The sequence below is a fragment of the Micromonospora sp. CP22 genome, from assembly GCF_009712475.1.
In the GTDB taxonomy this organism is placed as follows: domain Bacteria; phylum Actinomycetota; class Actinomycetes; order Mycobacteriales; family Micromonosporaceae; genus Micromonospora.
In genome coordinates, this window is record NZ_VCJO01000004.1 from 214,092 (window position 1) to 239,271 (window position 25,180).

The window sequence follows — 25,180 nt, forward strand, 5'->3', positions numbered from 1 at the left end:
CCGGGGCCGCAACGGGCAGGCTGGCGACCGGGCGACAATGTCGCCCCCACCCACCATCGGCGACGAGGAGGCACGGATGCGTACCCAGGTCGGCATCGTCGGAGCGGGACCGGCCGGTCTCATGCTGTCGCACCTGCTGCACCGGCACGGGATCGACTCGGTGGTCGTCGAGAGCCGCAGCCGGGAGTACGTGGAGCACCGGCTGCGCGCGGGCGTGCTCGAACAGGGCTCGGTCGACCTGCTGCGGGAGACCGGGCTGGGGGCGCGTCTGGACCGGGAGGGCATGCGGCACGAGGGCATCGAGCTGCGCTTCGACGGCGAGTCGCACCGGGTGCCGATGACCGAGCTGACCGGCCGGGCGATCACCGTGTACGGCCAGCAGGAAGTGGTCAAGGACATGATCGCCGCACGGCTGGCGGCGGGCGGGACGATCCTGTTCGAGGCACCGGCCGAGCGCCTGTCCGGGCTGGACTCCGCTCCGGTGATCCACTTCAGTCGGCAGGGTCGCCGCGAGGAACTGCACTGTGACTTCGTGGTCGGCTGCGACGGCTACCACGGGGTGAGCCGCCCGACCGTGCCCGACGGGGTGCTGACCACCTACGAGCGCACCTACCCGTTCGCCTGGCTGGGCGTCCTCGCCGCCGCCCCGCCCGCGGTGGAGGAGCTGATCTACGCCCACCACGAGCGCGGCTTCGCCCTCTACAGCATGCGCTCGCCCCAGATCTCCCGGCTCTACCTCCAGGTCCCGGCCGACGAGGACATCGCCGACTGGCCGGACGAGCGGATCTGGGCCGAGCTGCGTACCCGGTTGGAGACGGTGCCGAACTGGACGCTCAACGAGGGTCCGGTGCTGGAGAAGTCGATCACTCCGCTGCGCAGCCTGGTGGTCGAGCCGATGCAGTGGCAACGGCTCTACCTGGCCGGCGACGCGGTGCACATCGTGCCGCCGACCGGCGCCAAGGGGATGAACCTGGCGCTGGCGGACGTCAAGCTGCTCGGTGCCGCCTTCGCCGCCTGGTACGCCGACGGCAGCACGCACCTGCTGGACGACTACTCGCGTACGGCGCTGCGGCGGGTGTGGCGGGCGCAGCAGTTCTCCTGGTGGATGACCTCGATGCTGCACCGGCTCAACGCCGACGACCCGTACGAGGCGAAGCTCCAGTCGTCGACCCTGCGCTACGTCACCACCTCCCGGGCGTACGCGACGAGCCTCGCCGAGAACTACGTCGGCCTACCCGAGGTGTGACCGTCCCGTCCCGCAGACCTTGGACGATTCCCGTTCGGCGCTAACCGGAATTGTCCAAGGTCTCGGTGTCTCCGGGGTTCGGTCGCCAACCGGCGGCCAGGAGTGCGCGTCGGACGGTGTCGGCCACCTGCTCGGGGTGCGCCCGCACCAGCCAGGCGGGAAACCGCAGGATCCGGTCGCCGGCCGTCCACACGTCGTTCTGTCGCCGCATGTCCGCCGCCCACTGGCGTACGTCCATGTGGTGTGCGCCGTCGATCTCCGCGTGCACTCCCCACTCCCGCCAGTACGCGTCCAGCCAGCGCGTCCGGCCCGCCGCGTCGGTGCGTCGTTGTTGCAGGTCGGGCCGGGGCAGACCGGCCCGGCGACAGAGCCGGACGAAGTCGATCTCACTCAGCGCCTGCGCCCCGCCGGCGATGTCGTCGACGGTCTGCCGGATCAACCGCCGTCGGGGCGCGCGAGGCAGCACCTCCAGCACCGCCGCCAACTCCTGCGGCGACACCCGCCGCTGCTGGCACCCGGCGGCGAGCATCTCCTGCGCCACCCGTGGCGAGGACGCCCACCCGGCGGCGTCGACCAGCGCTCGCGCGGTGGTGGTCCGGGGCGGGCGGCCGACCTGGAGATGTGCGGCGGGCAGGACCGACGTGCGGTGCAGCACGACAGCGGCCATGTCGATCGGCAACCTGCGCAGCGTCGTCCGACCGGGCCGCCGGGCCGCCGGCACGAGCACGTGCAGGGGCTCGGGCCGCAGGCCGCGTACTCCGGCCTCGGCGGCTGCCGTGGCACCCGCGAGGACGGCACCCGCACCGGCGACGAGGACCGCCACCCACAACTGCTGATCGCGGGTCAGTCGCCCGTTGCCCGCCAGCAGCAGACCGCGACTGATCGAGCGCCACCGCCCGGAGCGGACCAGCCCGCGTACGGTGCCGTCGGTCAGCACGGTGCGGGCCTGCGCGCTGGTGAGCACGCCGGCCTGTTCGAAGGCCAGCCACTCCAGCGCCCCGGCCGCGTCATCGGGAACCATCCGTCGACTGTGGGCGGCGACCACCGGCCACACCACCAGATCATGGACAGTTGTCGTTACGCGCTAACGGCAACTGTCCAAGAATGTGCGACCTTCAGGGCTCAGAGCAGCTTTGGGCTCCGGCGTTCGAGCAGGACGACGTCGCGCCAGCGGCCGTGGTGCCGGCCCACCCGCTCGCGGGTGCCGATCACCCGGAAACCGGCCCGCCGATGCAGAGCGAGGCTGGCGGTGTTCTCCGGGAACACCCCGGACTGGATGGTCCAGATGCCTGCCGCCTCGGTCGACTCGATCAGCGCGTCGAGCAGCAGCCGGGCCACCCCCCGGCCCTGGGCGGCCGGGTCGACGTAGACGGAATGCTCCACCACCCCGGCGTAGACCGTGCGGGTGGAGGTCGGCGACACGGCGATCCAACCGACGACCGTCCCGGCTGCGTCCACCGCCACCAGACGGTGCGCCGCCAGCCGACCGGCGTCGAAGTCGGCCCACGACGGCGCGACGGTCTCGAAGCTGGCGTTCCCGCTGTCCAGCCCCGCCTGGTAGATCTCCAGCACCCGGTCGGCGTCGTCGGCCGTCATCGGCCGCAGCCGCACATCCGCCACCAGACGACTCCGTTCCCTCACCACCGGGACCGGGTGCACCCGGCGTTGCCCATCATGACACCAGCGGCCCCGGGAGCGGGGCTGGCGGGAGGCGCGCGAAGCGCCGCCGGTGGGCGTGGGTACGGTGCGGCTCTGCTCCTGGCCGGCCACGTCGACGGTGGTGTCGAAGACGGTCGTGAAGCGCTGCCCCAGAGACGGCGGCAACGGTGCCCTGCTGATGCAGCGACGCAGCCGGGGCAGCACGTCGCGCCCGCGCGCCGCGTCGAGCAGCGCCGCGTACATCGCCGAGGTGCCGTGGAAGACGGTGACCTCCTCCCGGAGCATGAGGTCCAGCGCCGCCGGGCCGGTGAAGCGGCTCAGCAGCACCAGCGTCGCCCCCGCCCGGAAGGTGCCGGTCAACGCGACGGCCTGGCCGAACCGGCCACTCAGCGGCAGACAGCCGAGCACCACGTCGCTGCTGTCCGGGGCCAGGTCGGGCCGGTGGGCCGGTTCCGCGACGGTGCCCGCGAACGCGGCTGGCTCGCCGGGGACGTCACCGAGGTCCTCCAACCGGGGCACCTCCGACGGGCCCCGCATCGGGCCGACCGTGAGCAGTGGGACACCGGCCCGGGCGCTGAGCCGCCGCCCGGCGGCCAGCTGCGAGGTGTGGCAGACCAGCAGTCGGGCGTCGCGGGCCAGGTGGACGGCCTGCGGCGCGACCGGCACACCGACCGGCACGGCGACGGCACCGGCGGCGAGGGCACCGAAGTAGACCCGGGGAAAGTCCACCACGTTCGGCGCGAGCAGGGCCACCCTGTCGCCGTCGCGCACCCCGGCGGCCCGCAGGCCGGTGCCGTAGCAGCGGGCCTCCAACCACAGTTCGGCGTACGTGACGCGGGCCCGCCCGTCGACGACAGCGACGGTGTCGGCGTGCCGATAGGCGGATCCGGCCAGTACGGTCGCCGGGGAGAGCGCGGTCATCGCGGTGCGTCCACGTACAGGCGGCTCACCGTCTCGGCCACGCAGACCGGCTTGCCGCCGCCGTCACCGTCCACGGTCACCGTGGTGACCAGTTGCGCGCCGCCCTCGAACGGGCTCACCTGGTCGATCGTGGCGACGACCCGCACCGAGGTGCCGACGCGTACCGGTGCGGGGAAGCGGACCCGGTTGAGGCCGTAGTTGACCCCCATCCGCACCCCGTCGACCCGGTACAGGCGGCCGACCAGCGCGGGCAGCAGGGCGAGCGTCAGGTAGCCGTGGGCGATGGTGCCGCCGTACGGCCCGGCCGCCGCCCGCTCCTGGTCGAGGTGGATCCACTGGTGGTCGTCGGTGGCGTCGGCGAACAGGTCGACCCGGCGCTGGTCGATGGGAAACCACGCGCCTGGGCCGAGACGCTCGCCGACCGCGCCGGCCAACTCGTCGAGGCTGGCGAAACTCCTCATCCCAGGTGTCCTCCGAGTTTCGTGTAGCCGCGCAGCAGGTCGCGGGAAATGATCAGTCGCTGCATCTCGTCGGTGCCCTCGAAGATCCGGTACAGCCGCACCTGCCGGTACCAGCGTTCGATCGGCAGTTCGCGGGTGTAACCCATGCCGCCGTGGATCTGCATGACCCGGTCGACCACCCGGTTGACCATGCCGGCGCCGTAGAGCTTCGCCATCGAGGAGGCGTGCCTCGGGTCCAGACCGGCGTCGACCGTCCAGGCGGCACGCAGGATGAGCCAGCGGGCCGCCTCCAGCTCGGTCTCCGAGTCGGCGATCATCCACTGGATGGCCTGGTTGGTGCCGATCTTGGCCCCGAACGTCTCCCGGGTGTTGGCGTGGTCGATGGCCATCCGCAGCGCGCGTTCGGCGATACCGACGGCGTGCGAGGGGATCGTGTAGCGCCCCTTGCCGATCCACTGCATGGCCAGCGAGAAGCCCTGGCCCACCTCGCCGAGGATGTTGCGGTTCGGCACGCGTACGTCGTCGAAGAACAGCGAGGCGGGCCCACCCTCGCCCATGGTGGGGATGAACTCCGACCGCCAGCCCATCTCCCGGTCCACCAGGAAGGCGGTCGCTCCGCCGTTGCGGGCTCCCCGCTCGGGATCGGTGACCGCGATGACGATGGCGAAGTCGGCCTCGTTGCCGCCGGTGATGAAGGTCTTCTCGCCGTTGAGGATCCAGTCGTCGCCGTCGCGTCGGGCACGGAACCGGATGTTGGCGGCGTCGGAGCCCGCGCCGGGCTCGGTGATGGCGAAGCAGGAGAACCGCTCCCCCTCGATGGTGGGCAGCAGGAACTCCTGCCGCTGCTCCTCGGTGGCGTGGAAGAGGATGTTGTCCGCCTCGCCGCCGAAGCGGAACGGCACGAAGCTGCGGCCGATCTCGGTCCAGATCAGTGACTGGACGACGGCGGGCAGGTCCATACCGCCGTACTCCGTCGGTGTGGCCAGCCCCCAGAAGCCGAACGCGCGGGCCTTGAGCTGCAACTCGCGCAGCTCGGAGCGTTCCAGACCGGGCTGGTGGGCCCGTTCACGGCGCAGTAGCTCCTGCTCCAGTGGCATGACCTCCCGGGTGATGAAGTCGCGGGCGGTGTCGCGGATGGCCCGTTCCTCGTCGGACAGCCCGAAGTCCATGTGCTCGGTTCCTCTCCCCGGTTCTAGAAGGCGTTGACGCCGGTGAGCGCCCGCCCGATGAGTAGCTGCTGGATCTGACTGGTGCCCTCGTAGAGGGTGGCGACGCGGGCGTCGCGTAGGTACTTGCCGACCGGGTACTCGTCGATGTAGCCGTACCCGCCGTAGACCTGGATGGCGTCGTTGGCCGCGCGGACGGCGGCCTCGCTGGCGAACAGCTTGGCCATCGACGCCTCGGTCGCGAACGGCTCGCCCCGGTCGATCAAGTCGGCGACCCGCCAGACCAGCAGCCGCGCCGCAGCGGTGTCGACCGCGATACCGGCGAGCAGTTGCTGCACGAGCTGGTGGCCGGCGATGGGTTTGCCGAACTGGGTACGGGTGCCGGCGTAGGCGACGGCGGCGTCCAGGCAGCCCTGGGCGATGCCGACACAGCCGGCGGCGACCGACATGCGGCCCTTGGCGAGGGTGGACAGCGCCAGCCGGAAGCCGCCACCGCACTCGCCGAGGCGGGCGGTGTCGGGCACCCGGACGCCGTCCAGGGCGAGTTCGGCGGTGGCCTGCCCGCGCAGGCCCAGCTTGCCCCGGATCTCCGACCGGGTGAGGCCGGGACTGTCGGTCGGCACCAGGAACGCGGTGATGCCACGGTGTCCCGGGCCGCCGGTACGGGCGAAGAGCAGCGCGACGTCGGCGGTGGTGCCGTTGGTGATGAACATCTTGCGGCCGGTGATCAGCCAGTCGTCGCCGTCGCGTACCGCCCGGGTGGTCAGCGCCGCCGCGTCCGAGCCGCTGTCGGGCTCGGTGAGCGCGAAGCAGCCGAGGGCGGCGCCGGAGCACAGCGACGGCAGCCACCGCTCACGCTGCTCCGGGGTGCCGTGTTTGGCGATCGACGTGGCGACCAGGCCCAGCGAGACCGACACGATGCCGCGGACGGCGGAGTCACCCCGGCCGAGTTCCTCCAGCACCAGGCAGTACGCGAGCTGGTCGCCACCGGATCCGCCGTACTTCTCGTCGATGGTGAGGCCGAGGAAGCCGACGTCGCCGAGCTTGCCGACGATGTCCGGGTCGACCGCCTCACGCCGATCCCAGGCCGCCGCGTGCGGTAGCACCTCACGGTTGACGAAATCCGCGGCGAGCGCCCGGACCGCGACCTGCTCGGCGGGGAGGTGAAGGTCCATGGCGATAAACTAGCGGTGGAAGTTTTAAGCTGTCCAGACCCCGGTATGGCAAAGTTCCCCGCGAACCGCCCGCCCCAAGGAGGATGCCCATGCCCCGGCCGCGACAAGCCCTGCTCAGCCGGGAGCGGATCGTCGAGGCCGCCGCCGCGTTGATCGACTCCGAGGGACTGGACGCGTTCTCCACCCGTCGGCTCGCCGCCGCCCTGGGCGTACGCGGGCCGTCGCTGTACAACCACTTCGCCACCAAGGACGAGATCCTCGACGCGGTCGCGGACAGCATCACCGGCCAGGTCGACGTGTCGTACTTCGGCGAGGTCGACTGGCGCGAGGCGTTGCGTCGCTGGGGTCACTCCTACCGGGCCGCCCTCGCCGCCCACCCGAACATCGTGCCGCACCTGGCCCGGGGCCCCGGTCGACGTCCGGCGGCACTGGCCATGGCCGACGCCGTCTACGGCGGACTGGTCGCGGCGGGCTGGCCGCCCGCGCGGGCGACCCACATCGGCGCGCTCATGCGTTACTTCGTGACCGGTTCGGCGCTCGGGTCCTTCGCCCGGGGTTTCGTGGAGGACCCGGGACTGTACGCGGACCAGTACCCGCACCTGAGTCAGGCGCACCGCCTCGCCGAGCATCAACAACGCGTCGACGAAGGCGCCTTCGCGCTGGGGCTGGAGGCGCTGATCGACGGACTGTCCCACACGTACGAACGCGTCGTCGGGCCGCTGCCACCCCTCCCGCCGACGGAGTCGGCGTACTAGAGTCCCAACTTGCACCGCTAGTTTTAGGAGCGATCGGCGTCAGCCCCACCAGTCCTGTCGCCGCCCGCTCCGAGTCGAGGTGAGGAGCCCATGGAACCCGTACGGACCGACTTCTACCTCGACGGACGCTGGGTGGACGCCACGGGAAGGCCGCCGCTGGAGGTGCACAACCCGACGACCGAGGAGGTCATCGGCACCGTCCCGGCCGGCACCGCCGACGACGTCGACGCGGCCGTCGCCGCCGCCCGGGCCGCCTTCGAAGGCTGGGCGGCGACCGACCCCGCCGAGCGGGCCGCCCACCTCGACCGGCTGCACGCCGCCCTGACCGACCGTGCCAAGGACATCGCCTACACGGTCGCCAGTGAACTCGGCACGCCCCTGAAGGTCGCCACCCGCGTCCAGGCCGGACTACCCCTGACCGTGCTGCGCAGCTTCGTCGACCTGGCCGCCCACCCGCCCGCGCCACAGACCATCGGCAACTCCCTGGTGGTACGCGAACCCGTCGGCGTGGTCGGCGCGATCACCCCGTGGAACTATCCGCTGCACCAGATCGTCGCCAAACTCGCGCCCGCCCTCGCCGCCGGCTGCACGCTGGTGCTGAAGCCGAGCGAACTGACCCCGCTGACCGCGTACCTGCTCTTCGACGCCATCCACGAAGCCGGCCTGCCTCCCGGAGTGGTCAACCTGGTCACCGGCACCGGGCCGGTGGTCGGCGAGGCGCTCGCCGGGCACCCCGACGTGGACCTAGTCTCCTTCACCGGCTCCACCGCCACCGGCCGCCGGATCACGCACCTGGCCGCCGACCGGATCGCCCGGGTGGCGCTGGAACTGGGCGGCAAGTCGGCGAACGTGATCCTCGACGACGCCGACCTGGCCAGCGCGGTGAAGGTGGGCGTCGGCAACGCCTTCCTCAACTCGGGACAGACCTGCACCGCGTGGACCCGGATGCTGGTGCACCGGGACCGCTACGACGAGGCCCTCGACCTGGTCGCCAAGGCGACCGACGGCTACCGGGTCGGTGACCCGTTCGACTCGGCCACCCGCCTCGGCCCGCTCGTCTCCGCACAGCAGCGAGACCGGGTACGCGACCACATCGCCCGGGGTCTGGCCGACGGCGGCCGACTCATCGCCGGTGGACCCGACGCCCCCGTCCCGCAGCGAGGCTGGTTCGTCGCACCGACCGTCATCGCCGACGTCGACCCGGACAGCGCGCTCGCCCAGGAGGAGGTCTTCGGTCCGGTCCTGGCGGTCATCCCCGTCGACGACGACGACCACGCGGTACGGGTCGCCAACAACTCCCGCTACGGGTTGGCCGGCGCGGTCTGGTCGGGCGACGACGAGCGGGCGCTGCGGGTGGCGCGCCGGCTGCGTACCGGTGCCGTCGACATCAACGGCGCTCCGTTCAACCCGCTCGCCCCGTTCGGCGGCTACAAGCAGTCCGGCCTCGGCCGTGAACTGGGTGTGCATGGCCTGGAGGAGTTCTGCGAAGTGAAGGCGATCCAGCGATGAGGGGCCTGGTGGCCCGGGTGGCCGGCACACCGCCCACGATCGAGCAGGTCGAACCGCCCACCACCGGCGCCGGCCAGGTACGGGTGGCGGTCCGGGCGGCCGGGGTCTGCCACTCCGACCTATCCATGGTCGACGGCACCATCGCCGCGCCGTACCCACTGCTGCTCGGCCACGAGGCCGCCGGCGTGGTCGTGGAGGTCGGCGACGGCGTCGACCGGGTCGCGGTCGGCGACCACGTGGTGCTCAACTGGGCACCCCCGTGCCGCGCCTGCTGGTACTGCGAACGCGGCGAGCCCTGGCTCTGCGAACGCTCCGGAAACCCGGCAGCCTCCGTCGGGCACACCATCGACGGCGAGCCCCTGCACGTCACCCTCGGCCTCGGGGCGCTGGCCGAACAGGTGGTGGTGCCGCAGCACGCCGTGGTGGCGGTACCGGCGCAGTTGCCCTTCCCCACCGCCGCGCTGCTCGGCTGCGCGGTGCTCACCGGCGTCGGCGCGATCCGCCGTACCGCCGAGGTCCGGCCCGGCGACACCGTCGCCGTCATCGGTCTCGGCGGCGTCGGCCTCTCGGCGGTCGCCGCCGCCCGCGCGGCCGGTGCCGCCACCGTCATCGCCGTCGACGTCGCACCCGCCAAGGCCGAACTCGCCCACGCCGCCGGTGCCACCGACTTCCTGCTCGCCGACGACACCCTCAGCCGCGCGGTACGGAAACTGACCGCCGGTCGCGGCGTCGACCACGCGGTGGAATGCGTCGGTCGGGCCGCCACCATCCGCACCGCCTGGCGGGCCACCCGCCGGGGCGGACAGGTCATCGTGGTCGGTATGGGGGCCAAGGACGACATGGTCGGCCTCAGCGCCCTGGAGATCTTCCACTCCGCCCGGACGCTGCGATCCTCGGTGTACGGCTCCTCCGACCCTGACCGCGACGTGCCCGAAATGGCCCGCGCGGTGCTCGACGGCACCCTCGACCTCGACTTCCTGGTCACCGACCGGATCACCCTCGACGGGGCACCGGAGGCCCTGACCCGGATGGCCCGAGGCGAAGGAGCCCGCACGGTGGTCGTCTTCGACTGACCCGCCCCGTCGACCGGCGGTAGTCCGCTCCGCAGGCCGCTGTGGGGCCGTCGCACCTGCGTCTCCGGCGGCTCGGGGACCTTCCGTCAGTACGTGTCACCCCAGTAGGTGTCAGTGCTGGTTTTCACCACGTCCTCCAGATTACGGAGACCGGTGGGGAAGATGTTGAGTTGCCGCAGGTCGGCTAGATTGCACCAGCGCATCCCCTGCTGGCCTTCGTCGGAGACATCGTCTGCGGCCAGGTAGTCGGCGGACAACTCCGATGTGAGTTCCGCGAGGAAGTAGAACTCGACCTTGTGCTGATCGCGCCCCTTCCCGGCCAGTTCGTGGTGCGCGTGGATGTACTCGCGAACGAAGAGCAGGCGTCCTGGCGTCACGTCCGCGCCGATTTCCTCCTGGCACTCACGGATCAGGGTCTCGGTCAGGGTCTCACCGTACTGCTGCCGACCGCCGGGAAGCGAGTACCAGACCCCGAGCCCCATCTTGCGGTCCACATACTTCAGTAGAAGCACCTTGTCGCCGTCGAGGATGACAGCCTTGGCGGAGTTTTCGAGCCGGCTCTCGGCACCCGTCATGTCGTCGCTTCCAATCCCGCTGCTTCGATCATCTCCTGGAACGTGTGCGGAGGTGGGTTGTCCTGCCAGCCATTCATCGCCAGGCGGTCGAGCAGCGCGCGCTTGAGATCAATGATCGCCAACAGCGGCTCACCGAACCGGGGGTCCAGGGCATCGAGGCCGAGCGCGATCTCACGCCAGAGGAGATCCGCCTCTCGATAGCACTCCCGCATGATGCCACCCGATACCAGCATCTCCAAGATGGCGCTGTGCGTCTCGTTCAGCTCGGTATCGCCGGTCAGCGCGCGGTGGAGCACACCCGCATGCCTGCCGTGGCTGCCGATGACCTGCTGTGCCCGGATCCACAGCCTGCTGATCGAATGGCGCAGGTCCGCGTTGAGCGTCGGCTCTGCGAGCCCCTTGGCGACCGGGTAGCTCACCAGTCCGGTAACAGTGTCCTCGAACAAATCCGCCAACTCGTCCACCCGCTGCCTCAACCGGCGCATATCGCAAAGCCGGTCGGCCAAGCCGTCCGGCACGGGCTCCCCGACGTAGGCAAGCAGTCCGAGTAGGCCAGACGAGTAGAAGCCAGAGCCGAGGTGTCGAGACCTGGCATCCATTCGATACCAGTTGACGAGACTCTCTCCGTCTTCGAGCGGTGCCGGGTCAAAGCGGACGGCGTAGTTGTCGTACATGGACTGCACGATTTCCGCCGTCACCTCGGCCATCACCGGTAGCGCCCGAACGCCTGCTGGCGTGAGCGACGCCTCGCGGACCATCGTCAGCAGGCTGGTAACCGAGAGGCACATGGTCGAGTTGACGTCGGCAAGCAGCAAGGCCGGGTCGCGGATGCTGTAGGAAGCCGAAAGGTCGAGGTGGCGATCCATGTTGTTGAGGATGAGGGTCTGACCCAGTGCGTAAATCTTCACGTACTCGGCCAACGCTTCTGGGTCGACACCGATCCGGGCACCAACCGCCGCCGCCGGCATCGTCTGCCGAAACAGCAACCCGGGATCAACGGCATCCTGATACAGCCGGGACATCCGAGGAAACAGGAAGTCCATAGTGCGTAGTTGGCTGATGGCCAGCGCGATCGGGCGACCGTATAGCGCGAGAAGTTCGACCATCGTCCGGAAGTCGTAGCCGACAGGGTCAGTACCCGTGGAGAAACGCCTCATCCGCCCGCTCCCACTGACCGTTTCCGTTGCGCCTTCTGGAGGACCTCCCAGGTGAACTCCATCTGCAGGAGGAAGTAGATCAGAGCGAACGCCGCTGACAGCAGAGGCGTCCAGGAGATCCCTGTTCCATACTTGATGAGACGGTCGGTGCCTACGGCAACGTACGCGGCGTTGAGCGATCCGATCACCACTGAAGTGAGCGCTGCGGCCTTCAGCTTGCGCCGACTCTCCAGGTATGGGTTGGCCGACCCCCACACCGGTTTCCAGCCTTCGGGAAACTCTGCGGCGAGGGCATGCAGGTAGAGGCTTCGCAACCGGTTGACCTGGTGTTTAGCTTCGGTCTGCACGCGATCGGTGACGACATAGGCCCGCAGGACGATCGTGTTCAACACCCCGGCGATCACCACCGCCGCATAGATGATCGGTAGCCGCAGCACCGTGCCGACCTGCCCCACCGAAGAGATCAGTTTTGCGGATACCAGGGCGCCGGCGACCAGCACCGGAAAAGCCAGTATGCGGAGACTGAGCTTGTAGAGATCCCTTTCGGCGTCCTTGTAGTCGTTGTGCAGGATGAACGCCTGCTCGAAGTCGATCAGCAACATCTTGCGGGCGGTCTCTACGTCGATGCCCCCAGGTCGCGTCGGCGCTGGCGGCGCGGTGGGCACCTCCGCGTTCTTGGGCATCAGCGCTCGCTTGATCACCTGGCGGAGACGATCGCGGCGCTCATGAGTAGGCACGGATAATCGCCACCTCCCCAGGGTCACGTGCTGCGCATTATCGCGCCACGCATGGCAGCGGGGAAACGGCTCCGCAGAGACGACAAATGCCGACGGAAGCGATCGCTCCCGTTCGAGACGGTTCGTGACGTGCCCCGATTGCCAGCGAGAATGGCGTGTCCGAGGGCGCGGTTATCCTCCCGCACATGGTCGCGTCGCCGGGCGTGCTGCCTGATCCGGCGTCGAGCCGGAGCCTGGTTGACCCTGGCGACGGGCACTGTGCGTCGGCTTGTCTCAGGCGTAGGGTCCGGCAGGTGGACTACGGGGACTTCGGTTTCTTCGGTGGCGTTGCTGCACTGCTCTGCGGAGGGATCGGATGCATAGTCCTCGTGGGTGCCGTGGGCTTGCTTGTCGTGTGGTGGCGAGAAAAGTGGTAGTCCCTGCCGTCCCGTTCGGTAGCGTCCCGTTCGGCGGCGGCGATATTGGCGTCGGTGACGACGAACATGCCGAGCAGCAGGGTCAGCGTCAGCACTCCCATGATGGCGAAGACCGCACGGAGGCCGAAGACCTCGGCGGCCACACCTCCGACGAGCGCGCCGGCCGGCATGCTCCCCCAGGCCAGCATCCGGTAGCCGCTGTTCACCCGGCCGAGCAGCCGGTCCGGGGTGATCCGCTGGCGCAGCGAGACGGTGATGACGTCCCAGGTGGCGAGCAGGAGGCCACCGGCGAAGAAGACCGTACCGATCACGAAGGGGTTGGTGCTCAGCGCCGGTGCGCCGACGACGGCGGCCATCGCCAGCACGGAGACCACCAGGGTGCGGGACCGCCCGAGCCGTTGTTCGATCCGGCTGGTGGCGACCGAGCCGAGCACGATGCCGGCGGCGACGGTGGTGAGCAGGAGGCCGTACCCGGGTTCGGTGAGGCCGATGGCCGAGTCCGGGCCGACCGCGTAGAGCACCAGCACGGCGAAGACGGCGCTGGTGATGAAGTTGCTGGTCCCGACCATGGTGGCCAGGGTGCGCAGCAGCCGGTGCCGCCAGAGGAAGCGCAGCCCTTCGACGATGTCGGCGCGGATCGTCGTCGGCTCGTCCCGCTCGACCCGGAACCGGCCGGCGACCAGGAGCAGCGCCGCGACGGCCAGCACCCACAGCACCGCCGGCCCGGCGAGCGCCAGGGTCACCCCGGCAGCGACCAGGAAACCGGCGAGCGGCGGGCCGACGAACTGGTTGGCGGCCACCTCCACCGCGGACAGTCGGCCGTTGGCCCGGGGCAGTTGGTCGCGCGTGACCACCTGCGGCAGGATCGACTGGGCGCAGGTGTCGTAGCGGGTCTCGGCGGTGCCGAGGCCGAGCGCCACCAGGTAGAGCAGCCAGATCGACCCGGAGTCGTAGGCTACCGCGAGCGCCAGCGCGCCGATGAGCACCGCGCGCAGGATGTTGGCGGCGAGCATCACCCGACGCCGGTCGAGCCGGTCGGCGAGAGCGCCGGCCGGTAGCGCGAACAGCAACCACGGCAGGCTGTACGCGGTGGCGACCCCGGCCACCAGCACCGGTGAGCGGGTGTAGCCGACGGCGACCAACGGCAGTGCGATCTTGACGATCCCGTCAGCCAGGTTGGACACCGCCGACGCCGACCAGAGTCGCCAGAACCGGCCCCCGAGTCCGCGCTCGTCGACTCGGCTCGCCGCCCCTTCATCGGTACGTTCCTCGACCCCCGCCACGCCGCCGATCATCGCAGCATCCCGCCCGCCAGCGACCGGCAGCGCCAGCGCCAGACAAATCCCGGCAGCGACAGCGGCAGCCGAGCTTTCACTCAGTGAAACCGGAGCTGCCGATCAGCGGCCCGGTCACGGGATCATCCGACCGCACCCCCGACCCGTCGGCGAGAGAGGTGGGGTCCACCATGGCGTTCGCCCGCAACCAGTGGTACGTGACGGCCTACAGCAACGAGGTCGGGCGGGATCTGCTCGCCCGCACCGTGCTGGGCGAACCGCTGGTGCTCTACCGCACCGAGTCCGGGGAGGCGGTGGCGCTCGCCGACCGGTGCGTACACCGCCGCTATCCGCTGTCGGAGAGCCGCCTCGACGGCGACACCATCGTCTGCGGTTACCACGGCTTCACTTACGACCGGACCGGCACCTGCGTCTTCGTCCCCGGTCAGCAGCGCATCCCGCGTACCGCCCGGGTTCCCGCGTACCGGGTGGTGGAGCAGGATTCGCTCATCTGGGTCTGGATCGGCGACGCCGACCGGGCCGATCCGACCACCATCCCCCGCGCGCCCTGGTTGGACGACCCCCGGTACGCGGTGGTTCGCGGCATGGCGCCGCTGAACGCCCGGTACGGCCTGCTGGTGGACAACCTGATGGACCTGTCGCACGAGACCTACCTGCACGGCGGTTACATCGGCACCCCCGAGGTGGCGAACACGCCGATCACCACGGAGGTGGACGAGGAACGGGGCATCGTCTATGTCAGCCGACACATGGACGACGCCGAGTGTCCGCCGTTCTACGCCAAGTCGACCGGCATCCAGGGCCGGATCACCCGCTGGCAGGACATCGAGTTCCACCCGCCGTGCCTGTACCTGCTGCACAGCCGGATCGCGCCGCAGGGCGTCTACCCGCCGGCCGAGGGTGAGGACAGCGACGCCTTCCACGCCGAGATCGTGTACGCCATCACCCCGTCGACGGAGAACACCACCTACGACTTCTGGGCGGTGGCCCGCGACTTCGCCATCGACGACGAGTCGGTGAGCGAGTACCTGCACCAGAGCAACCACACGGTGGTCATGCAGGACGTGACGGCGCTGAACATCCTGGAGCAGGTGATCGCGTCCGAGCCGGACAAGTACCAGGAACTCAGCATCAACATCGACACCGGTGGTCTCGCCGCCCGACGTCTGATCGCGCGGATGGTCGAGGCGGGGGCGGTGGGGGCGCCCCGATGACCGGCCCGACCCGCATGCTCACCGGCGACCGGATCTACCGGATCCACTGGATGCCGGGCACCGACACCCTGCGCGGTATCTGTCACTGCGGTGCCGAGCGCGTCGCCGAGGAACCGGTCGAGCTGTGGGAGTGGCTGCTCGCCCACCCGTACGGCCACCAGCCGCCGGAGGTGGTCACGCCGAGCCCGCCGGCCGCGCCGACCCGGTCGGCGGTGCCGGCGTGACCGCCGACGAGCTGGACGGCGCGGAGCTGGTGGTGGCCCACCGGGACCGGGCGGCGGCGGGTGTCGCCGTGTTGAGCCTGTGCCGCCCCGGCGGCGGCGACCTGCCCGCCTGGTCCCCCGGCGCGCACCTGGACCTGGAACTCGGGCCCGGGTTGGTACGCCAGTACTCGCTCTGCGGCGACCCGGCCGACCGGGCCACCCTGCGGATCGCGGTCCAGTTGGAGCCGGAGGGGCGCGGTGGTTCGCGCCACGTGCACGAGCGACTCACCCCGGGCGCGACCGTCCGGGTACGCGGTCCACGGAACAACTTCCCGCTGGTGGCGGCGGCGCGGTACCTGTTCGTCGCCGGTGGCATCGGGATCACCCCGCTCAGGCCGATGGTCGCCGCCGCCGACGCCGCCGGAGCCGACTGGCGGCTGGTGTACGGCGGGCGCAGCCGCGCCACGATGGCGTTCGCCGACGCCCTGCGGGAGAAGTACGGCGATCGGGTGAGCCTGTACCCGCAGGACGAGACCGGCCTGCTCGACCTGGACGAGCTGCTGGGGCGGCCGGTCGACGGGCTCGTCTACTGCTGCGGCCCGGAATCGTTGATCACGGCGGTGGAACAGCGTTGCCGGACCTGGCCCGCCGGAGCCCTGCACGTCGAACGCTTCACGCCGCTGGCTCCCGTCGAGGGTGCCGACACCACCGTCGAGGTCGAGCTCGCCCTCAGCGGCCGGACGCTGACCGTACCGCCGGGCACGTCGATCCTGGAGGCGGTGGAGGCGGCGGGCGTGCAGGTGTTGTCCTCGTGTCGGGAGGGCACCTGCGGCACCTGCGAGACGGGCGTCCTGGGCGGCGTGCCGGAGCACCGGGACAGTCTGCTCACCGAGGCGGAACGGGCGGTCGGCGACACCATGATGATCTGCGTTTCCCGGGCCGTGACGCCCCGACTCACGCTCGAGTTGTGACCGTCGGGGTCGGCATGATGGCGAGATGAGCGCGCAACCCGGACGGTCGGTGACCAGCAAGGTGCTGGCCCTGCTCGACTCGTTCACCCCGGCCAGTCCGGCGCTGACCCTCAGCGAGTTGGCCCGGCGTGCCGGGCTGCCGTTGCCGACCGCGTCCCGCCGGGTCGCCGAGTTGGTCGCCTGGGGTGCCCTGGAACGCGGCGACGACGGGCGGTACCGGATCGGGTTGCGGCTGTGGGAGGTGGGTTCGCTCGCGCCCCGGGGACTCGGGCTGCGTGAACTGGCGCTGCCGACCATGGAGGACCTGTACGAGGTGACCCACGAGAACGTCCAGCTCGCCGTGCGGCAGGACGTCGAACTCGTCTTCATCGAACGCATCGCCGGGCGGCACGCGGTGCCGGTACTCACCCGGGTCGGTGGCCGCTTCGCGTTGCACGCCACGGGGGTCGGGTTGGTGCTGCTGGCGTACGCGCCGGCCGAGGTCCAGGAACAGGTGCTGGCCGCGCCGCTGGAGCGCTACACCCCGCTGACCGTCACCGATCCCGGGCGGCTGCGGCGCGGTCTCGCCGAGGTGCGCCGCACCGGGTACGCGGTCAGCGACCGGCAGGTCACCATGGACGCCCTCTCGGTCGCCGCGCCGATCTGTGGACCGGAGGGCTCGGTGGTCGCCGCGATCTCACTGGTGGTCGCCCAGCACCGGGCGGACCCGGTGGCGCTGGCCCCGCTGGTGCAGGCGGCGGGCCGGACGATCTCCCGGGCACTGGGCACGCCGTACGGGTCGCAGCAGTCGGTCGGGTGAGGCGACGTCACCGGGCCCGGCGCGGTGACCGCCTGGTTCAGTCCGGAAAGGCGAGCAGCCGCAGCAGCCCGGCGAGCCGCTCGTGCTCCTCGGGCGTCACCGTGGCCAGCAGGCCCAACTCGACGGCGCGGGCGGCCTGCTGGGCACGGGCGAAGAGGTCCCGCCCGGCGTCGGTGGCGACGAGGACGTTGGCCCGCCGGTCGGCCGGATCCGTACGGCGCTCCACCAGCTGACGTTTCTCGAGACCGTCGACGAGCGCCACGACCTGGCTCGGGTCGAGGCGGAGGAACTCGGCGAGTTCCCGCTGCGTGGGTCGGGCCCCGTCGGCGGCCAACGCGAGCACCGAGTAGGACCGCGCCTTGAGCCCGTGCTCGGCGAGGGCGGCGTTGGCCGCCGCCAGGGTGAGCGCGTTGGCGCGGGCCAGCAGAAAGACCAGGTCGCCGCCGAGCACGCTGTCCCGCAGGGCGTCGCGCCCCGGCAGCCGGGTCTTCCCGCTAGACATGGCGACGATGGTAGCAAGATTCACCAATGATTGACATTTTCAACGGTCCGTGCTCAGATCGGGTGGACACGAAGGAGTTCGCATGTCCCTGGACGGCAAGGTCGCCATCGTCACCGGATCCGGGCGCGGTCTCGGCCTCGCGTACGCGCAGGAGCTGGCCCGGCAGGGCGCTTCCGTGGTGGTCAACGATGTCGACGCGCAGACCACGGCCGACGCCGTCGCGGCGATCGAGGCGCTCGGCGGCCGGGCCGTCGCGGTGGTCGCACCGGTCGGCCCGACCGAGACCGCCGAGCAGCTGGTCGCCACCGCGGTCGAGAGCTTCGGTCGGCTCGACATCCTGGTCACCAACGCCGGTGTCCTGCGCGACACCGTGCTGTGGAAGATGACCGACGAGGACTTCGACACCGTCATCAACGTGCATCTGCGCGGCACCTTCACCACGGTGCGCGCGGCGGTGCGGCACATGCGGGCGGCAGGTGAGGGCGGGCGCATCATCTGCATCGGCTCCCCCACCGGCCAGCGCGGCAACTTCGGCCAGACCAACTACGCCGCCGCCAAGGCGGGCATCGTCGGCATGACGCGGACCTGGGCGCTGGAGCTCAAGCGCGCCGGCATCACCGCCAACACCGTCGTACCGGTGGCCGCGACCGCCATGACCGCTACCGTGCCCTACTTCGCCGCCGCCGTGCAGGCAGCCGACAAGGGCGAGCCGATGCCCGCGTTCTTCCGGCACGACCTCGGCTTCGGCACGGCGGACGACGTCGCCGGGCTGGTCGCGTTCCTCGGCTCCGACGCCGCCGGTGGCATCACCGGGCAGGTGATCGGGGTGGGCGGCGACCGGCTCCAGATCTGGACCCACCCGGAGGCGGCGCTGACCGCGCACCGTGCCGGTGGCTGGACGTACGATGCCCTGCTCGAAGCCTGGCCGGAGCAGTTCGCCGGCGCGGTTCAGAGTGTCGGCGAGCAGTTCCCGGATCTCCCCGAGGAGTTCAAGACCGCCGCCTCCTGACCCGCTGGACGAAGGCTTCCACCATGTACCGACCCGCCATCGACGTCGACGCCGTCACCGCGATCGACATGCACGTGCACATCGAGGTCGACGCGCACGGCCACAACTCGCTGCCCGACGACCTGGTGGCCGCGGTGTCGAAGTACTTCAAGGCCGACGGGCCACGCCCGGCGATCGACGCGGTGGCGCAGTACTACCGGGAACGCCAGATGGCGGCCGTGGTGTTCACGGTGGACGCCCGCACCCAGCTGGCCCACCAGCCGCTGTCGAGCGTGGAGATCGCCCGCGCGGCGGCCGAGCACGCCGACGTGCTGATCCCCTTCGGCTCCGTCGACCCGCGCACCGGGGCGGCGGCGCTGGACCTCGCCACCCGGCTGATCGAGGACGAGGGCGTACGCGGCTTCAAGTTCCATCCCACCGTGCAGGGCTTCGACCCGAGCCACGAGGAGTACGCCCCGCTGTGGGGTCTGCTGGAGAAGGCCGGCGTGCCCGCGCTGTTCCACACCGGGCAGACCGGGATCGGTGCCGGGATGCCGGGCGGCTACGGTCTCCGGCTCGGCCTGTCGAACCCGATGCTGCTCGATCCCATCGCGGCCGAGTTCCCGGATCTCCAGATCATCATGGCCCATCCGTCGGTGCCCTGGCAGGACGAGGCGTTGTCGGTGGCCACCCACAAGCCCAACACCTGGATCGACCTGTCCGGCTGGAGCCCGAAGTACTTCCCGGCGGAGCTGGTGCGGTACGCCAACTCGCTGCTCAAGCGCCGGGTGCTCTTCGGCACCGACTACCCGCTGCTCACCCCCGACCGTTGGCTCCGGGATGTGCGCAGCACCGAACTCAAGCCCGAGGTGCTCCCCGGCATCCTGAAGGACAACGCCGTCCGGCTGTTGCGCCTGTCCAGCTGACGACGAGAGGGAAGCTCATGACGACGACGATCACCTACGAACAGCTCACCGACCTTGCCGGCACCGACCTCGGCTACACCGAGTACCGGACGGTGACCCAGGACCAGGTGAACCTCTTCGCCGACGCCACCGACGACCACCAGTGGATCCACGTCGACCCGGAGCGGGCGAAGAACGGGCCGTTCGGCGCGCCCATCGCCCACGGCTTCCTGACGCTCTCCCTGGCGGTGCCCTTCTGGACCGAACTGCTCGACGTCAAGGGTGTCACCACGAAGGTCAACTACGGCCTCGACAAGGTGCGCTTCCCGGCTCCCGTCAAGGTCGGATCCCGGGTACGCATGAAGGCGACCGTCGTCGACGTCGTCGAGGTGACCGGCGGCTACCAGATCTCCGTCGACCAGACGATCGAGATCGAGGGCGGCACCAAGCCCGCCGTGGTGGCCCGCGGCCTCTACCGCTTCTACGCCTGAGCAGCACGGGCGGACCGGCCGGGACGGTCACGCGCCGACGCACCCCTCCACCACCGGGAGACCGCTGATGCACGAACAGGGAATCGGTGCCTGGTTGGCCAAGCGCCGGCTCAAATCCCCCGACAAGGTCGCCCTCGTCCACGGCGAGGACGCCACGGTGACGTACCGCCAGTTCGCCGACGGCGCGGACCGGGTCACCGCGCTGCTGCGGAGCCTCGGCGTCGGCAAGGGCGACGCGGTGGCCTACCTGGGCGAGAACAGCCCGGACTTCCTCCAGGTGATGTTCGGCGCGGCCCGGATGGGTGCGGTCTTCGTCCCGGTCAACACCCGGCTGGCGCCGCCCGAGGTCGCCCACGTCCTCACCGACTGCGGTGCGCGGGTGCTGATCCACGATGCCGAGTTCACGCCACGGGTGCAGGCCGCCACCGACGCCGGGCCGTCGCCGCACGTCGTCGTCACCGGCGCGGGCACCGCCGACCGGCCGGGCCTGGCCCACCTGCTGAGCACGGTCGCCGGGGACGACGCGGTCGCCGCCGAGGTGGGCATGGACGACCCGGCCGCGATCATCTACACCTCGGGTACGACCGGCCGGGCCAAGGGCGCGGTGCTGACCCACGGCAACCTCACCTGGGTCGCGCTCAACTGCGTGGTCGATTACGACGTCGTCTCGACCGACATCGCGCTGATGATCTCGCCGTTGTTCCACGTCGCGTCCCTCGGCATGGGGGCGCTGCCGGTGATCCTCAAGGGCGCCACGCTCGTGCTGGAGAAGGGCTTCGAGCCGGGTCGGGCGCTCGCCCAGATCGAACGGCACGGCGTCACCATGCTCAGCGGCGTCCCGACCACCTACCAGTTGATGGCCGACCACCCGAACTGGGCCACCACCGATCTGTCCACGTTGGCCAAGCTGACCTGTGGTGGTTCGGCCGTGCCCACCCGGATCCTCACCGCCTACGAGGAACGCGGCCTGTCCTTCTCGCAGGGCTACGGCATGACGGAGGCGTCGCCGGGCGCGACGTCGCTGCCACCGGCGATGACCCGCGCCAAGCAGGGCAGCGTGGGCCTGCCGCACTTCTTCACCAGCGTGCGGATCGCCGACGAACACGGCAAGCCGATCGCCGACGACGGCATCGGCGAGATCCAGATCTGCGGCCCGAACGTCTTCCCCGGTTACCACCTGCTGCCCGAGGCGACGGCCGACGCGTTCACCGAGGACGGCTGGTTCCGCTCCGGCGACCTCGGCTACCTGGACGCCGACGGCTACCTCTACATCGCGGGCCGACTCAAAGACATGATCATCTCGGGGGGCGAGAACATCTACCCGGCCGAGATCGAAGTCCTGATCGGCGAGATCGACGGGGTGACCGGGGTGGCGGTCATCGGCGTACCGGACGAGCAGTGGGGCGAGGTTCCCTGGGCGATCCTGACGGTACGGGAGGGCACGACGATCGACGTGTTCGCCGTGCGGCAGTTCCTCAACGGCAAGGTCGCCCGCTACAAGCTGCCCAAGAACGTCATCGTCGTCGACGAGCTACCGCGTACCGCGTCGGGCAAGGTGCGCAAGGCCGAGCTGCGGAACCGGTTCGGTGGGGCCGGGTGACAGCCTGACGCCGGGCGGTCCGGCGCGGCGCTACACCTTGCCGGAGCGCCGCCCGGATCGCACCGCGACCCGGGACCCGGCACCGCCCCCGTTGACGAGCGTGTCGAACTCCTCGGCGGAGGCCGCCGCCAACCGCTCGTGCATCTGCCGGTAGACCTGGGTGGAACGCCCGGCCGGCCACTGCGCGTCCATGAACTCACGCGGCAGTCGCGGGTCGGCGCGCAGCAACGCCAGCCAGTCGGCCACCAGCATCGTCCGCAGGGTCAACGCGCTCGACGCCTGGGCCGTGGCCCCCGGGTCGTCCCACACCTCGATGAACGCCAGGTGCTCACGGCGGATCGCCTCGATGTCCCACGCCGAGCGGACACTGTCGGCGATCGGGAACCCGGCCATCTCCCGGGCGTGGAAGGCGATGACCGTCTTGGGGGGAAGGTCCCGGCACAGCGGCTCCAACGACCCGGCGAGCTCCACCTCGCCGGGAGCGAGCCAGAGCCCGTCGCGCAACGGCGCAAAGCCCTCCCAGGTGAGGGTGGACCGCAACCGGTGCCGCAGGGTCCGCTGCCCCTCCGGGATCGTGAACGTCACGAGGGTCCACCCGGTGCCCTGTGGATCGAACGGGCGCGGGCCACGCACCCGGGCGGTGGCCTCGCGCAACACCGCCACCCCGTGCTCGGTCAGCGAGAACAGGATCTCCCGGCCGCTCTTGCTCCGGTCGAGAATGCCGGTCTGCACCAGCCGGTCCAGGGTGGCCCGCGTCGCCGGTGCGGCGACGCCGGCTCCTTCGAGCACCCCGATCAGGACGCTGGCGCGAATGGGGCCCGGATCATCGTCGACGACGTGCTCACCAAAGAACGCGAGCAACAGTTGCTTCGGCTGACGACTGCGCACAGCTCTTCCTCCCGGGCGAAACAGCCCCTCGGCACGATCACGGGGCGACGGTCTGCCCGCGCTTCGCCCGCTGGATCTGGTCGTAGACGTGGGTACGCAGCTCGGTGAAGCGCGGCATCGCCCGGGTGCTGATCTGGTCCCGCTCCGCCGGTAGGTCAACGGTCAGATCCTCCTGCACCCAGGTCGGCGACGCGGACAACACCAGCACCCGCTCGCCAAGGTAGACGGACTCGTCGATGTCGTGGGTCACGAAGAGGACCGAGATGCCCCGTGTCGTGTGCAGCTCACGGACGAGGTCCTCCAGGTCCGCGCGGGTCTGCGCGTCGACCGCGGCGAACGGCTCGTCCATGATGAGCACCTCGGGTTGGTACGCGATGGCCCGCGCGATCGCCACCCGTTGCTGCATACCGCCCGACAGTTGCCACGGGTGGCTGCGTCCCGCGTGGCCCAACCCGACCGCCTCGATGGCGTCGGTGACGAGCTTCTCGCGGGCCGCCCGGGAGAGTCGCTTGTGGCGCAGCGGCAGCTCCACGTTGCCCCGGACGGTCAGCCACGGGTAGAGGCTGCGGCCGTACTCCTGGAAGACCACGGCCATCGCGGGGCTCGGCCCGGTCACCGGCTGCCCGTCCATCTCGACCAGGCCGCTGGTGGGTCGCAGCAGGCCGGCGAGGCATTTCAACAGGGTCGTCTTGCCGCAGCCCGACGGCCCGACGATGCAGACGAGTTCACCCGAGCGCATGGTGAAGCTGATGTCCCCGATCGCCTCGACGTCGCCGTTCGCGGACTCGTAGACCTTGCGCAGGTGCTCCACCCGCAGCAGCGTGCTCCGGTCAGGCACGATTGACCTCCCTGATTCCGTGGTACCAGCGCAGCACCCGTCGCTCGACGACACCGAAGGTCGCGGCGAGGAGAACGCCGACGAGGCCGAGCAGGAGAATGCCGCTCCACATCTCGGCGATGAGGTAGTTACGTTGGAAGTAGGCGATCCGGTAGCCCAGACCGGCGGACGAGGCGAACATCTCCGAGATGACCATCAGGATCAGCGCGACCGAGAGCCCCTGCCGCACTCCGGTCATGATCCGCGGGCTGGCCGCCGGGAGCACCAGGAACCAGAGCCGCTCCCACCAGGTGATCTGGAACGAGTCGGCGGTCTCGGACATCACGCTGTCGGTGGACCGGACCCCGTCGATCGTGTTCAACAGGATGGGCCAGACCGCGCCGAAGACGATGACGGCCACCTTCATCGTGTCGGTGATGCCCAGCAGCAGCATCATCACCGGGATCAACACCGGCGGTGGGATGGCGCGGAAGAACTCCAGCAACGGTTCGAGCAGTTCGCGTAGCCATTGGAACAGCCCGATGAGCGTGCCGGCGGCGACCCCGACCACGATCGAGGCGGCGATGCCGAGGGCGAGCCGGTAGAGGCTCGGCAACACGTCGTCGACGAACGCGGGGCCGATCCAGGTCTCCCGGAAGGCCTCCAGGATGGTGAGCGGGCCGGGGAAGAAGCGGTTGGTCGACGAGGTCGACGCCACTGCCCAGATCACCAGCAGCAGGAAGGGCAGCCCGAGCGAGTAGAGGAAGCCGGCGGCGACGCGACGCCCGAGGGCGCGACCGCGCGACCGGTTGGCGATCCGTGCGGTGTGGCCGGTCACAGGACCTCCTCTCCGCGTACGGACTGGTGCCAGGACAGCGAGCGCCGCTCGATGAACCGGAAGACCAGGTTCACCAGGAGCCCGAGCAGTCCGGTGACCACCACGAGGGCGTACAGCCCGACGGCGTCACCGGCGGAGCGGGACAGCTCGATCATGCGTCCCAGGCCGGGATTGCCGATCACCATCTCGGCGGTGATGGCGAGGATGAGGGCGACCGCCGCGGCGAGCCGGACACCCGTCATGAGGTACGGCAGGGCGGTCGGCAGCACCAGGTGCGACAACCGTTCCCGGCGGGTGAGTCCGAAACTGCGGGCGGTGTCTCGGGCTACCGAGTCGACGTCGGCGACGCCGTAGATCACCTGCACGAACACCTGCCAGAACGACGCGTAGATGATGATGAGGAGCGCGGCCTGCATCCGGATGCCGAACACCAGCACGGCGAGCGGGATGAGCGCCACTGAGGGGATGGGCCGCAGGAATTCCACCACCGTGTGGGTGGCGCGGCGCAGGAAGGGCACCAGCCCGACGATCGTGCCGAGGACGACCGCGGCGAGAGTGGCCACGGTCAGCCCGATCGCCCAGGAGGTCATGGTGTGCCCGAGCCGACGCCAGAAGGCGAGGTCGCGAAGCTCCTCGGCGAGCCGGGCGAGCACGTCTGTGACGTACGGCAGGTACTCCGAGTTGACCAGGCCCAGCGTCGGGATCAGCTGCCAGACGACGAGGAACCCGGTCAGCCCGACGACGCCCAGCAGCACCTTGCGTAGCGAACGGGGACGCCGGATGGACAAGACGTGCATGTTGCTCCCGTGGTCGGCGGCG

The 25,180-nt window shown here is 70.5% G+C and carries 25 protein-coding genes and 2 pseudogenes; 12 read left to right on the forward strand and 15 right to left on the reverse strand.

The genetic code is table 11. From position 1 onward, the window contains the following. Window positions 1–76 precede the first annotated feature (76 nt). Window positions 77–1,246 carry a 4-hydroxybenzoate 3-monooxygenase gene (locus FF096_RS09560; protein WP_155216467.1) on the forward strand — a complete coding sequence of 390 codons (1,170 nt, stop codon included), beginning with the start codon at window positions 77–79 and terminating at the stop codon, window positions 1,244–1,246. Window positions 1,247–1,286: 40 nt separating this feature from the next. Here the strand turns inward: FF096_RS09560 and FF096_RS09565 are convergent, their stop codons facing one another. The 6 genes and pseudogenes from FF096_RS09565 to FF096_RS09590 all read right to left on the reverse strand — a co-directional run bounded on the left by FF096_RS09565 (window position 1,287) and on the right by FF096_RS09590 (window position 6,628). Further along, window positions 1,287–2,267 (reverse strand): hypothetical protein, encoded by a 981-nt coding sequence (locus tag FF096_RS09565; RefSeq protein ID WP_155216469.1) that lies wholly within the window; start codon window positions 2,265–2,267, stop codon window positions 1,287–1,289. A gap of 101 nt (window positions 2,268–2,368) precedes the next feature. Then, window positions 2,369–2,866 carry an N-acetyltransferase family protein gene (locus FF096_RS09570; RefSeq protein WP_309223054.1) on the reverse strand — a complete coding sequence of 166 codons (498 nt, stop codon included), beginning with the start codon at window positions 2,864–2,866 and terminating at the stop codon, window positions 2,369–2,371. Between the two features lie 171 nt (window positions 2,867–3,037). Continuing rightward, window positions 3,038–3,826 (reverse strand): annotated as a pseudogene (locus FF096_RS09575) (AMP-binding protein); the annotation flags it as partial. Then, window positions 3,823–4,287 carry a MaoC family dehydratase gene (locus FF096_RS09580; RefSeq protein ID WP_155216471.1) on the reverse strand — a complete coding sequence of 155 codons (465 nt, stop codon included), beginning with the start codon at window positions 4,285–4,287 and terminating at the stop codon, window positions 3,823–3,825. The pseudogene FF096_RS09575 and the gene FF096_RS09580, both read right to left, overlap by 4 nt. Beyond that, window positions 4,284–5,456 carry an acyl-CoA dehydrogenase family protein gene (locus FF096_RS09585; RefSeq protein WP_155216473.1) on the reverse strand — a complete coding sequence of 391 codons (1,173 nt, stop codon included), beginning with the start codon at window positions 5,454–5,456 and terminating at the stop codon, window positions 4,284–4,286. The genes FF096_RS09580 and FF096_RS09585 overlap by 4 nt, the downstream gene beginning before the upstream one ends. A 23-nt stretch (window positions 5,457–5,479) precedes the next feature. Beyond that, a complete protein-coding gene (locus FF096_RS09590; RefSeq protein WP_155216475.1) occupies window positions 5,480–6,628 on the reverse strand; it encodes an acyl-CoA dehydrogenase family protein in 1,149 nt (382 codons plus the stop codon). Window positions 6,629–6,717: 89 nt separating this feature from the next. Here FF096_RS09590 and FF096_RS09595 point away from each other — a divergent pair, with 89 nt between their 5' ends. The 3 genes from FF096_RS09595 (at window position 6,718) to FF096_RS09605 (ending at window position 9,965) form a co-directional block, all read left to right on the forward strand. After that, window positions 6,718–7,383, forward strand: coding sequence for a TetR/AcrR family transcriptional regulator (locus FF096_RS09595; protein WP_155216477.1), 666 nt, complete (start codon window positions 6,718–6,720; stop codon window positions 7,381–7,383). A 90-nt stretch (window positions 7,384–7,473) separates the two neighbouring features. Beyond that, window positions 7,474–8,892, forward strand: coding sequence for an aldehyde dehydrogenase family protein (locus FF096_RS09600; protein ID WP_155216479.1), 1,419 nt, complete (start codon window positions 7,474–7,476; stop codon window positions 8,890–8,892). Further along, window positions 8,889–9,965: an alcohol dehydrogenase catalytic domain-containing protein gene (locus FF096_RS09605; RefSeq protein WP_155216481.1), complete on the forward strand. Its 1,077-nt coding sequence runs from the start codon at window positions 8,889–8,891 to the stop codon at window positions 9,963–9,965. Before FF096_RS09600 ends, FF096_RS09605 begins: the two co-directional genes overlap by 4 nt. An 86-nt stretch (window positions 9,966–10,051) precedes the next feature. On the opposite strand, the gene FF096_RS09610 is transcribed toward FF096_RS09605, so the two are convergent. From FF096_RS09610 to FF096_RS09625, 4 genes and pseudogenes are all read right to left on the reverse strand, one after another. Beyond that, window positions 10,052–10,540 carry an NUDIX domain-containing protein gene (locus FF096_RS09610; protein ID WP_155216483.1) on the reverse strand — a complete coding sequence of 163 codons (489 nt, stop codon included), beginning with the start codon at window positions 10,538–10,540 and terminating at the stop codon, window positions 10,052–10,054. After that, window positions 10,537–11,697 (reverse strand): hypothetical protein, encoded by a 1,161-nt coding sequence (locus FF096_RS09615; protein ID WP_155216485.1) that lies wholly within the window; start codon window positions 11,695–11,697, stop codon window positions 10,537–10,539. The genes FF096_RS09610 and FF096_RS09615 overlap by 4 nt, the downstream gene beginning before the upstream one ends. Next, complete coding sequence (locus tag FF096_RS09620; RefSeq protein WP_155216487.1) at window positions 11,694–12,398, reverse strand: hypothetical protein; 705 nt, start codon at window positions 12,396–12,398, stop codon at window positions 11,694–11,696. Before FF096_RS09620 ends, FF096_RS09615 begins: the two co-directional genes overlap by 4 nt. A 460-nt stretch (window positions 12,399–12,858) precedes the next feature. Beyond that, window positions 12,859–14,145 (reverse strand): annotated as a pseudogene (locus FF096_RS09625) (MFS transporter); the annotation flags it as partial. 83 nt (window positions 14,146–14,228) lie between these two features. On the opposite strand from FF096_RS09625, the gene FF096_RS09630 reads away from it, so the two are divergent. Genes FF096_RS09630 through FF096_RS09645 form a run of 4 tightly spaced genes read left to right on the forward strand, consistent with a single transcriptional unit; the run spans window position 14,229 to window position 17,332 of the window. Beyond that, window positions 14,229–15,359, forward strand: coding sequence for an aromatic ring-hydroxylating dioxygenase subunit alpha (locus FF096_RS09630; protein WP_309222992.1), 1,131 nt, complete (start codon window positions 14,229–14,231; stop codon window positions 15,357–15,359). Beyond that, complete coding sequence (locus FF096_RS09635) at window positions 15,356–15,583, forward strand: hypothetical protein (protein WP_155216491.1); 228 nt, start codon at window positions 15,356–15,358, stop codon at window positions 15,581–15,583. Before FF096_RS09630 ends, FF096_RS09635 begins: the two co-directional genes overlap by 4 nt. Then, window positions 15,580–16,533, forward strand: a complete 954-nt coding sequence (locus FF096_RS09640; RefSeq protein ID WP_309222993.1) for a PDR/VanB family oxidoreductase — start codon at window positions 15,580–15,582, stop codon at window positions 16,531–16,533. Before FF096_RS09635 ends, FF096_RS09640 begins: the two co-directional genes overlap by 4 nt. A gap of 25 nt (window positions 16,534–16,558) precedes the next feature. Beyond that, the gene (locus FF096_RS09645) at window positions 16,559–17,332 is read left to right on the forward strand and encodes an IclR family transcriptional regulator (protein WP_196222499.1); all 774 of its coding nucleotides are present in this window, start codon (window positions 16,559–16,561) and stop codon (window positions 17,330–17,332) included. Between the two features lie 37 nt (window positions 17,333–17,369). Here FF096_RS09645 and FF096_RS09650 read toward each other — a convergent pair whose 3' ends face one another. Beyond that, window positions 17,370–17,834: a MarR family winged helix-turn-helix transcriptional regulator gene (locus tag FF096_RS09650; RefSeq protein ID WP_155216493.1), complete on the reverse strand. Its 465-nt coding sequence runs from the start codon at window positions 17,832–17,834 to the stop codon at window positions 17,370–17,372. Window positions 17,835–17,916: 82 nt separating this feature from the next. Between FF096_RS09650 and FF096_RS09655 the strand changes: the two genes are divergently transcribed. From FF096_RS09655 to FF096_RS09670, 4 genes are all read left to right on the forward strand, one after another. Further along, complete coding sequence (locus FF096_RS09655) at window positions 17,917–18,843, forward strand: SDR family NAD(P)-dependent oxidoreductase (protein WP_155216495.1); 927 nt, start codon at window positions 17,917–17,919, stop codon at window positions 18,841–18,843. A 23-nt stretch (window positions 18,844–18,866) separates the two neighbouring features. Next, the gene (locus FF096_RS09660) at window positions 18,867–19,748 is read left to right on the forward strand and encodes an amidohydrolase family protein (protein ID WP_155216497.1); all 882 of its coding nucleotides are present in this window, start codon (window positions 18,867–18,869) and stop codon (window positions 19,746–19,748) included. A gap of 17 nt (window positions 19,749–19,765) precedes the next feature. Continuing rightward, a complete protein-coding gene (locus tag FF096_RS09665; RefSeq protein WP_155216500.1) occupies window positions 19,766–20,218 on the forward strand; it encodes a MaoC family dehydratase in 453 nt (150 codons plus the stop codon). Window positions 20,219–20,285: 67 nt separating this feature from the next. Next, the gene (locus FF096_RS09670) at window positions 20,286–21,818 is read left to right on the forward strand and encodes a long-chain fatty acid--CoA ligase (protein WP_155216502.1); all 1,533 of its coding nucleotides are present in this window, start codon (window positions 20,286–20,288) and stop codon (window positions 21,816–21,818) included. A 30-nt stretch (window positions 21,819–21,848) separates the two neighbouring features. On the opposite strand, the gene FF096_RS09675 is transcribed toward FF096_RS09670, so the two are convergent. From FF096_RS09675 to FF096_RS09690, 4 genes are read right to left on the reverse strand one after another with little or no spacing between them, the layout of a single operon-like run. Continuing rightward, entirely contained in the window at window positions 21,849–22,706 is an 858-nt protein-coding gene (locus FF096_RS09675; protein ID WP_309222994.1) for a PaaX family transcriptional regulator C-terminal domain-containing protein, read from the reverse strand. A 37-nt stretch (window positions 22,707–22,743) separates the two neighbouring features. Next, entirely contained in the window at window positions 22,744–23,544 is an 801-nt protein-coding gene (locus FF096_RS09680; RefSeq protein ID WP_309222995.1) for an ABC transporter ATP-binding protein, read from the reverse strand. Further along, the gene (locus FF096_RS09685) at window positions 23,537–24,361 is read right to left on the reverse strand and encodes an ABC transporter permease (RefSeq protein WP_309222996.1); all 825 of its coding nucleotides are present in this window, start codon (window positions 24,359–24,361) and stop codon (window positions 23,537–23,539) included. The genes FF096_RS09680 and FF096_RS09685 overlap by 8 nt, the downstream gene beginning before the upstream one ends. Next, window positions 24,358–25,158, reverse strand: coding sequence for an ABC transporter permease (locus FF096_RS09690; RefSeq protein WP_155216506.1), 801 nt, complete (start codon window positions 25,156–25,158; stop codon window positions 24,358–24,360). The genes FF096_RS09685 and FF096_RS09690 overlap by 4 nt, the downstream gene beginning before the upstream one ends. Window positions 25,159–25,180 lie beyond the last annotated feature (22 nt).

Bases quoted from the DNA above. Each gene is read 5' to 3' on its own strand.
- FF096_RS09580 (WP_155216471.1), bottom strand. From the start codon at position 4,287: ATGAGGAGTTTCGCCAGCCTCGACGAGTTGGCCGGCGCGGTCGGCGAG.
- FF096_RS09590 (WP_155216475.1), bottom strand. From the start codon at position 6,628: ATGGACCTTCACCTCCCCGCCGAGCAGGTCGCGGTCCGGGCGCTCGCC.
- FF096_RS09670 (WP_155216502.1), top strand. From the start codon at position 20,286: ATGCACGAACAGGGAATCGGTGCCTGGTTGGCCAAGCGCCGGCTCAAA.
- FF096_RS09665 (WP_155216500.1), top strand. From the start codon at position 19,766: ATGACGACGACGATCACCTACGAACAGCTCACCGACCTTGCCGGCACC.
- FF096_RS09610 (WP_155216483.1), bottom strand. From the start codon at position 10,540: ATGACGGGTGCCGAGAGCCGGCTCGAAAACTCCGCCAAGGCTGTCATC.
- FF096_RS09660 (WP_155216497.1), top strand. From the start codon at position 18,867: ATGTACCGACCCGCCATCGACGTCGACGCCGTCACCGCGATCGACATG.
- FF096_RS09560 (WP_155216467.1), top strand. From the start codon at position 77: ATGCGTACCCAGGTCGGCATCGTCGGAGCGGGACCGGCCGGTCTCATG.
- FF096_RS09605 (WP_155216481.1), top strand. From the start codon at position 8,889: ATGAGGGGCCTGGTGGCCCGGGTGGCCGGCACACCGCCCACGATCGAG.
- FF096_RS09645 (WP_196222499.1), top strand. From the start codon at position 16,559: ATGAGCGCGCAACCCGGACGGTCGGTGACCAGCAAGGTGCTGGCCCTG.
- FF096_RS09565 (WP_155216469.1), bottom strand. From the start codon at position 2,267: ATGGTTCCCGATGACGCGGCCGGGGCGCTGGAGTGGCTGGCCTTCGAA.
- FF096_RS09600 (WP_155216479.1), top strand. From the start codon at position 7,474: ATGGAACCCGTACGGACCGACTTCTACCTCGACGGACGCTGGGTGGAC.
- FF096_RS09650 (WP_155216493.1), bottom strand. From the start codon at position 17,834: ATGTCTAGCGGGAAGACCCGGCTGCCGGGGCGCGACGCCCTGCGGGAC.
- FF096_RS09595 (WP_155216477.1), top strand. From the start codon at position 6,718: ATGCCCCGGCCGCGACAAGCCCTGCTCAGCCGGGAGCGGATCGTCGAG.
- FF096_RS09655 (WP_155216495.1), top strand. From the start codon at position 17,917: ATGTCCCTGGACGGCAAGGTCGCCATCGTCACCGGATCCGGGCGCGGT.
- FF096_RS09615 (WP_155216485.1), bottom strand. From the start codon at position 11,697: ATGAGGCGTTTCTCCACGGGTACTGACCCTGTCGGCTACGACTTCCGG.
- FF096_RS09690 (WP_155216506.1), bottom strand. From the start codon at position 25,158: ATGCACGTCTTGTCCATCCGGCGTCCCCGTTCGCTACGCAAGGTGCTG.
- FF096_RS09585 (WP_155216473.1), bottom strand. From the start codon at position 5,456: ATGGACTTCGGGCTGTCCGACGAGGAACGGGCCATCCGCGACACCGCC.
- FF096_RS09635 (WP_155216491.1), top strand. From the start codon at position 15,356: ATGACCGGCCCGACCCGCATGCTCACCGGCGACCGGATCTACCGGATC.